The following is a 6,508-nucleotide window of genomic DNA, read 5'->3' as shown; positions in this document are numbered from 1 at the left end:
CTGATTTCATCGAACTTCTGCAGCGGCAGTTTGATTCCTGCTTCATGGGCGATGGCCGGCAGATGCAGCACCGTATTCGTCGACCCGCCGATCGCCATGTCTACAGCAATGGCATTTTCGAAGGATTCCTGCGTCATGATATCCCGCGGCTTGATGTCCCGTTTCACCAGATCCAGGATGACTGCGCCGGCCTTCTTGGCCAGGATCCGCCGCGCTCCGAAATAGGCGGCCGGGATCGTCCCGTTCCCCGGCAGTCCCATCCCCAATACTTCCGTCATGCAGTTCATCGTATTGGCCGTGAACAGGCCGGCACAGGACCCACACCCGGGACAGGCCTTATTTTCCATATCCGCCATTTCCGCTTCCGTGATCTGTCCCGATTCCAGCTTCCCCGCGGCTTCAAACATCGTGCTGACACTGATATCCTTGCCTTTATAGCGTCCCGCCTGCATCGGCCCGCCGCTGACTACCACTGCCGGGATATTTACCCGCCCTGCCGCCATCAGCATACCGGGCACGATCTTGTCGCAGTTCGGGATCATGACCAATCCGTCGAAGGCGTGGCCGTTGGCCATGGCTTCGATAGAATCGCAGATCAGTTCCCGGCTGGCTAGCGGATACTTCATGCCGTCATGGCCCATGGCGATCCCATCACAGATCCCGATCGCCGGAAACTCGATCGGCGTCCCGCCGGCTGCCGCAACCCCAAGCTTTACCGCCTGGGCGATTTCCCGCAGATGCATATGCCCCGGAATAATTTCATTGAATGCATTGACGATCCCGATCAACGGTTTTTCCAAGTCTTCATCCGAATACCCCATGGCATGGAACAACGTCCGATGGGCTGTCCGGGTACTTCCTTTTTTTACTATATCACTCCGCATATCGATTTCCTCCGTTTCTGCTTTTTGTATTAGTCTGCTTTTTCTTCCTTGAGCCACGACATCATGTTACGAAGTTTACCTCCGACTTTTTCAACAGGGTGTTCTGCATGTTTCTTGCGCAGTGCCAAGAATTCCGCACGACCGGCCGCTCTGTTTTCCAGCAGCCAGTTCTTGGCAAAGGTGCCCTCCTGAATTTCTTTCAGCACTTGCTTCATTTCGGCTTTTGTTTTTTCCGTTACAATACGCGGTCCTACTTTATAATCACCATATTCAGCAGTATCACTGATAGAGCTTCGCATGTTAGCCATCCCGCCTTCATACATGAGATCTACGATAAGTTTCATTTCATGGAAACATTCAAAATAGGCAATTTCCGGCTGATACCCTGCTTCACATAACGTTTCAAAGCCCGCCGTGATAAGGTGTGTTACACCGCCGCACAATACTGCCTGTTCTCCGAAAAGATCGGTTTCCGTTTCTTCTTGAAAAGTTGTCTGTATAACTCCCGAACGAGTACCGCCGATCCCCCGGGCATAGGCCAGTGCTAAATCAAATGCGTGTCCCGTAGCATCCTGTTCTACGGCAAATACATCCGGTACCCCGCCGCCTTCCACAAATGTACGTCGTACCAAATGACCCGGTCCTTTAGGTGCCACCATAAACACATCGATATCTGCGGCCGGAACGATTTGCTTGAAATGGACATTAAAGCCGTGGGCAAATGCCAACGCACTGCCAGGTTTTAAATTAGGTCCAATTTCGCTGTTATATACATCCGCTTGTTTTTCATCCGGGATCAGCACCATGGTAATATCTGCTTTTTTAACAGCTTCGGCAACAGTCTGGACAACCAGTCCCTGTGCACGTGCTTTTGCTGCTGATTTACTGCCTTCATACAGGCCTACTGTCACATCAAGTCCGCTTTCCATCAGGTTCAATGCATGGGCATGCCCCTGGCTGCCATACCCGATAATAGCTATTTTTTTCCCTTTCATAACATCCCAATTTACATCTTGATCATAAAATACTTTTGCCATCTTACATCTCTCCTTTGTCTTTGGTCTTGTTAGTTTTAGGGCCGTGTTGAAAGGATCCGGGGTAAAAAAAATACGCCCCCTATATACTAAGGGACGAATATGATTCCGCGATACCACCCTGGTTCCTGCGGCATTACTGCCTGCAGGCGCTCTACAACGTACTAACATACGCGTTTCCTGTAACGTGGAAAATTCGTCGGCGCTTAATTTACTTCAGCTCCGCTCTTCAGGGAGGATTTTCAAATATCCGTAAACACCGGTTCACACCACCCACCGGCTCTCTGTTGTTTAAGAGGATATATTACTCTTTCCCGTCATCAGATTTCAATCATGGCTTCTCGTAAGAGAAGTTTCGTCCATTATATGCGAACCTATTTCTCTTGTCAACTACTTTTTTTACTATTTTCACCTCCTGCTTTCTGACATCGCAGTCACAGAGCGTATTCCAAGGGGTAAAAATGAGTATAAAAAAACCGCCCCTCAAAAGAGGGACGGATACAATTCCGCGATACCACCCTGATTCCTGCCGTGTTGCTGCCAGCAGGCACTCCGCAACGTACTACCATACGTGTTTCCTGTAACGTAGAAAATTCGTCGGCACTTAATTTACTTCAGCACCGCTCTTCAGGGAGGAGTTTCGTTTTCCTGTAATCACCGGTTCACACCCCCCCACCGGCTCTCTGTCGTTTTACCCAGATAACTACTTGTTCCCATCATTAGATTTTACCTATGATCCCTTCGGTTAGGGATTGGATATATTATATGCAATCCCTAACCACTTGTCAACTTGTTTTTGTAATTTTGTACATTTTTATACGATTTAATTCACTTTAAATATACATTTTTTATTTACCATGCCGCCACTGCTCCATCTGCACGAGGTTCTGTCGCTCCCATAAGAACCCCCTGTTCATTCCGCCAAATGATCTGCCCGCGGCCATAGGAATTCCGGTCCGGATTAATAATAATAGTATGCCCCCGATCACGCAGTCCTCTGATAATATCCTGCGATACTGTCGGTTCTATTTCAATCTGTTTATTTCCCAGCCACTGCCATCTTGGTGCATCAAGCGCAGCTTGCGGATTCATATGAAAATCAATCGTATTCATCAACACTTGCATATGTCCCTGCGGCTGCATAAAACCTCCCATAACACCAAACGGACCTACGGGTACGCCATCTTTTGTCAAAAAGCCCGGAATGATCGTATGGTATGGTTTTTTACGAGGGGCTACACAATTATCACTGGCTGCCTCCATACTGAAATTATATCCCCGATTGTTCAATGCAATTCCATATTCAGGAACCACGATACCCGAGCCAAAGCCCATAAAATTACTTTGTATGTAGGAAACCATATTTCCTTCTCGATCCGCTGCACACAAATACACGGTACCGCCGCAATTAGGATCCACCGGGGCCGGCATAAGTGCTTGTGTACGTATTTGTGCCCGCCGTTGCGCTGCATATTCCTCGGACAGCCAATATGATAACTTTGTTCGCATATAACGGGGATCTGCAATATATTTCCGTCCATCGGTAAACGCCAGTTTCATCGCTTCAATTTGTTTATGGAATGTATCCACCGTATCTCGTTCTTTAAATTCCAATCCCCGGGCAATCGCCATCGCCATAAGCACGACCAACCCATGTCCATTTGGCGGAATTTCCCAAACGTCATATCCCCTGTAATTCGTAGAGATAGGATCCACCCACTGCGGCTTATACTCCATGAGATCCTGCTTACGGATATATCCGCCGGTAGCTTGGGAAAACGCATCAATCGCATCGGCTATATCACCTTCATAAAAATCACGGCTATGACTTGCCGCAATCTGCCGTAATGCACGGGCTTGCCAAGGCAGCGTTACTATTTCACCGGCACGTGGAGCGCTTCCCTTACTAAAAAAAGTAGGAAATAAGCCGGCAAAAGCCGGATCATTTCGGAATTTAGCAAAAGTCTGTTCCGATTCCTTCCACAACTCTGCCAATGTAGGCATAACAGCATACCCATGTTCGGCATAGTTCAGGGCTGGTTCAAACAGTTTTTCAAACGGCAGCCGGCCAAACCGCCGATGGAGTTCCTCCCAGGCCGCCGGTGCACCTGGTACCGTAACCGGTGCCCAGCCACGAGCAGGCATAGCAGAAATACCTCGTTCCAGCAACGTTTCCCTGGACATCGCCGCAGGAGCATACCCGCTTCCATTAAGACCGTAAAGCACCCCCTTTATCCAAACCAGCGCAAATGCATCACTTCCTAATCCATTGCTGGTCGGTTCCAATACGATCAAGCTGATCGCAGCAGCCAACGCCGCATCAACAGCATTGCCACCTTGTTTAAGCATATCAAGTCCCGCCTGGGCTGCAAGTGTCTGTGACGTACACACCATTCCGTTTCGGGCATATACGATTTCCCGCCGTGACGAGTAAGGATACTGATGGGGATCAAATTGTAAATACATAGGAATACCTCCTTTTGTTTATATGCATTATATATATTTACTATATCACAAAAAAAACATTGCATAAAAGAAATATGTTTATCTTTTTAAATTTCTGTCTTCCTGGAAAATAAAATAATTGCTGATTACATCTTCACTAAAGTTGATTTTTAACCTATAATAGTGTTAATATGCACTTTATGAATATTTTACTATATTAACTATATACTAAGAATGCTAAGAATATATATTCTCATATACAAGCTTGTATATAAAGGAGGAAGTTGTTTTGGGACGGTGTTTGTTGATCGTCAATCCGACAGCAGGGCGTGAACGAGCCAAGTATTTTATGGGCAGCCTGAAGCTTCAATTGGAAAATAATTTTGACACTGTCGATTTGCGGCAGACCGGGAAAAAAGGCGATGCTACCGCCTGGGCCAAGGAAGCCGCCCTCGAAGGATATGACAGTGTATTTTGCATGGGTGGTGACGGTACCTTAAATGAAACCGTGAACGGATTGGCTTTGGGAAATCGTCCAATTCATTTCGGTTTCATTCCCTTGGGAACGGTCAATGATTTGGCACGGGCATTACAGATCCCGCTCCATCCCGAACAAGCCATTGCCATGTTAAAAAGAGCGAAGACGGTTCCTCTCGATATCGGCAAAGCAAATGACCGATATTTCGTCAACACGATTGCTGCCGGAGTTATGCCCGAAGCAGTAGGTCAGGTATCCATCGAACAAAAAACCCGGCTGGGCCCGTTAGCTTATTTTTTAACCGGCTTGAAAACGCTGCAATCTCATAAAAGCTTTTTATTTAAAATGAATATCAATGGGGAAACGACAACCCGCCGTTCCCCTCTCATTATTGCCATGCTGACAAATTCTATCGGCAGTTTTCGCAATATAGCACCGGAGGCCCGCGTCAATGACGGTAAGCTTTGGCTGGCAACCTTCAAAAATATTACCCCACTGGATTTATTGAAATTGGCTCCGGAAATGCTAGCCGGTACTCCTGTCAGTTCCGAATACATGTATTTGGAACAAGTCGAACATGTCAAAATAGAATTGCTCAACACTGACCATTTATCGACGAATATGGATGGAGATACAGGTCCTGATTTTCCCCTTGAGTTACAAATACTGCCCTCTTTTTTATCGGTATATGTACCGGCAGACAGCGACATATAAGCGCAGCATGCGTATCTTGTTTTTATGCTGTATTTCGCCTGCGGCTTATACATGAATCCCATCATCTATATCACAGAAAGGTAAAGAGTTCCTGCCTCACGATTCTTTACCTTTTTTGTGATAGCCTGTCTTAATAAAATCACTGCCGCGTTACTCGTTTTTTCTTTTTATCTTACCCAGATATCGATAAATAGTCGGCTCGGAAACATCCAGCCACTCTGCCAGCGATGCCACTCCGCCTTTTAACAAAAACAGCCCGGTATCATTTAAATCATGAACAACGGAAATTCTTTCATCCACGGATAATCGTTCCGGAGCAACAGAATATTTAGCTAGTGCATTTTCAATCATCATACGAATAACATCCTCCATACTCCCTTGAAAATGTTGAAATACATTGGAAATTTCATTGTTTTGATTTTTAGATTTACATATATTATCCAAAAAAAATTCATTGCCAATAATATGTTTTGTTAATTTTTCTCGTAAATCAACAAATGGTGTTATATTAAAATTAATACACATCATGCCCTGCAGAATTCCTTCATCATTACGAATATAATAACTGGAAGATCGGAATAAATGTCCATTCATATTTTTGATCCTATAATTCACAGCATAGTCTGTATTTTGTTCAACGCCATATTTTACTGCCCGCAAAACAAAACCAGAAGCCGTATCTCCCACGGTTCTTCCGCTTAAACAGCCATTTGCAATAGCTATAATAGAATGTTTCGGATTAGAAAGGTCGTGGAGGACGATTTCATAATATTCTCCCAAGGCCTTGCTTAAAAAATCGACCATGGGGATATATGGTTCTAATTTTCTGTCCATTATGCTCTATCCTCCTTTCACTGTAACTTTCTTTTTTAAGCATATCATTATGATTTTGATTTTACAATAAATCTTTGTTTTTATTTTATGCATACAATATGTTTACATAAATTTTCCTG

At 45.3% G+C, this 6,508-nt stretch carries 5 protein-coding genes and 2 other annotated features; of the genes, 1 reads left to right on the top strand and 4 read right to left on the bottom strand.

Features of this window, described 5'->3' with window-relative positions; translation table 11 throughout:
• From BLR11_RS11495 to BLR11_RS11485, 3 genes are all read right to left on the bottom strand, one after another.
• A partial coding sequence (locus BLR11_RS11495; RefSeq protein WP_176762971.1) for a dihydroxy-acid dehydratase domain-containing protein occupies positions 1 to 884 on the bottom strand: 884 nt, incomplete at its 3' end.
• A gap of 29 nt (positions 885 to 913) precedes the next feature.
• Entirely contained in the window at positions 914 to 1,921 is a 1,008-nt protein-coding gene (ilvC, locus tag BLR11_RS11490; protein ID WP_091652204.1) for a ketol-acid reductoisomerase, read from the bottom strand.
• A gap of 86 nt (positions 1,922 to 2,007) precedes the next feature.
• Positions 2,008 to 2,248: a binding site (T-box leader), on the bottom strand.
• Positions 2,249 to 2,405: 157 nt separating this feature from the next.
• Positions 2,406 to 2,647: a binding site (T-box leader), on the bottom strand.
• 123 nt (positions 2,648 to 2,770) lie between these two features.
• Positions 2,771 to 4,384, bottom strand: a complete 1,614-nt coding sequence (locus BLR11_RS11485) for a gamma-glutamyltransferase family protein (protein WP_091652202.1) — start codon at positions 4,382 to 4,384, stop codon at positions 2,771 to 2,773.
• A gap of 268 nt (positions 4,385 to 4,652) precedes the next feature.
• Between BLR11_RS11485 and BLR11_RS11480 the strand changes: the two genes are divergently transcribed.
• Complete coding sequence (locus tag BLR11_RS11480; protein WP_091652199.1) at positions 4,653 to 5,555, top strand: diacylglycerol/lipid kinase family protein; 903 nt, start codon at positions 4,653 to 4,655, stop codon at positions 5,553 to 5,555.
• A gap of 150 nt (positions 5,556 to 5,705) precedes the next feature.
• On the opposite strand, the gene BLR11_RS11475 is transcribed toward BLR11_RS11480, so the two are convergent.
• Entirely contained in the window at positions 5,706 to 6,389 is a 684-nt protein-coding gene (locus tag BLR11_RS11475; protein ID WP_091652196.1) for a helix-turn-helix transcriptional regulator, read from the bottom strand.
• Between the last annotated feature and the right edge of the window lie 119 nt (positions 6,390 to 6,508).

Origin of the sequence: Megasphaera paucivorans (assembly GCF_900103535.1) — a bacterium.
GTDB classification, from domain to species: domain Bacteria; phylum Bacillota; class Negativicutes; order Veillonellales; family Megasphaeraceae; genus Megasphaera_A; species Megasphaera_A paucivorans.
The sequence above is the reverse complement of the archived record's forward strand: the minus strand, read 5'-3'. Positions and strand labels throughout refer to the sequence as shown.

Bases quoted from the DNA above. Each gene is read 5' to 3' on its own strand.
- BLR11_RS11475 (WP_091652196.1), bottom strand. From the start codon at position 6,389: ATGGACAGAAAATTAGAACCATATATCCCCATGGTCGATTTTTTAAGC.
- BLR11_RS11485 (WP_091652202.1), bottom strand. From the start codon at position 4,384: ATGTATTTACAATTTGATCCCCATCAGTATCCTTACTCGTCACGGCGG.
- ilvC (WP_091652204.1), bottom strand. From the start codon at position 1,921: ATGGCAAAAGTATTTTATGATCAAGATGTAAATTGGGATGTTATGAAA.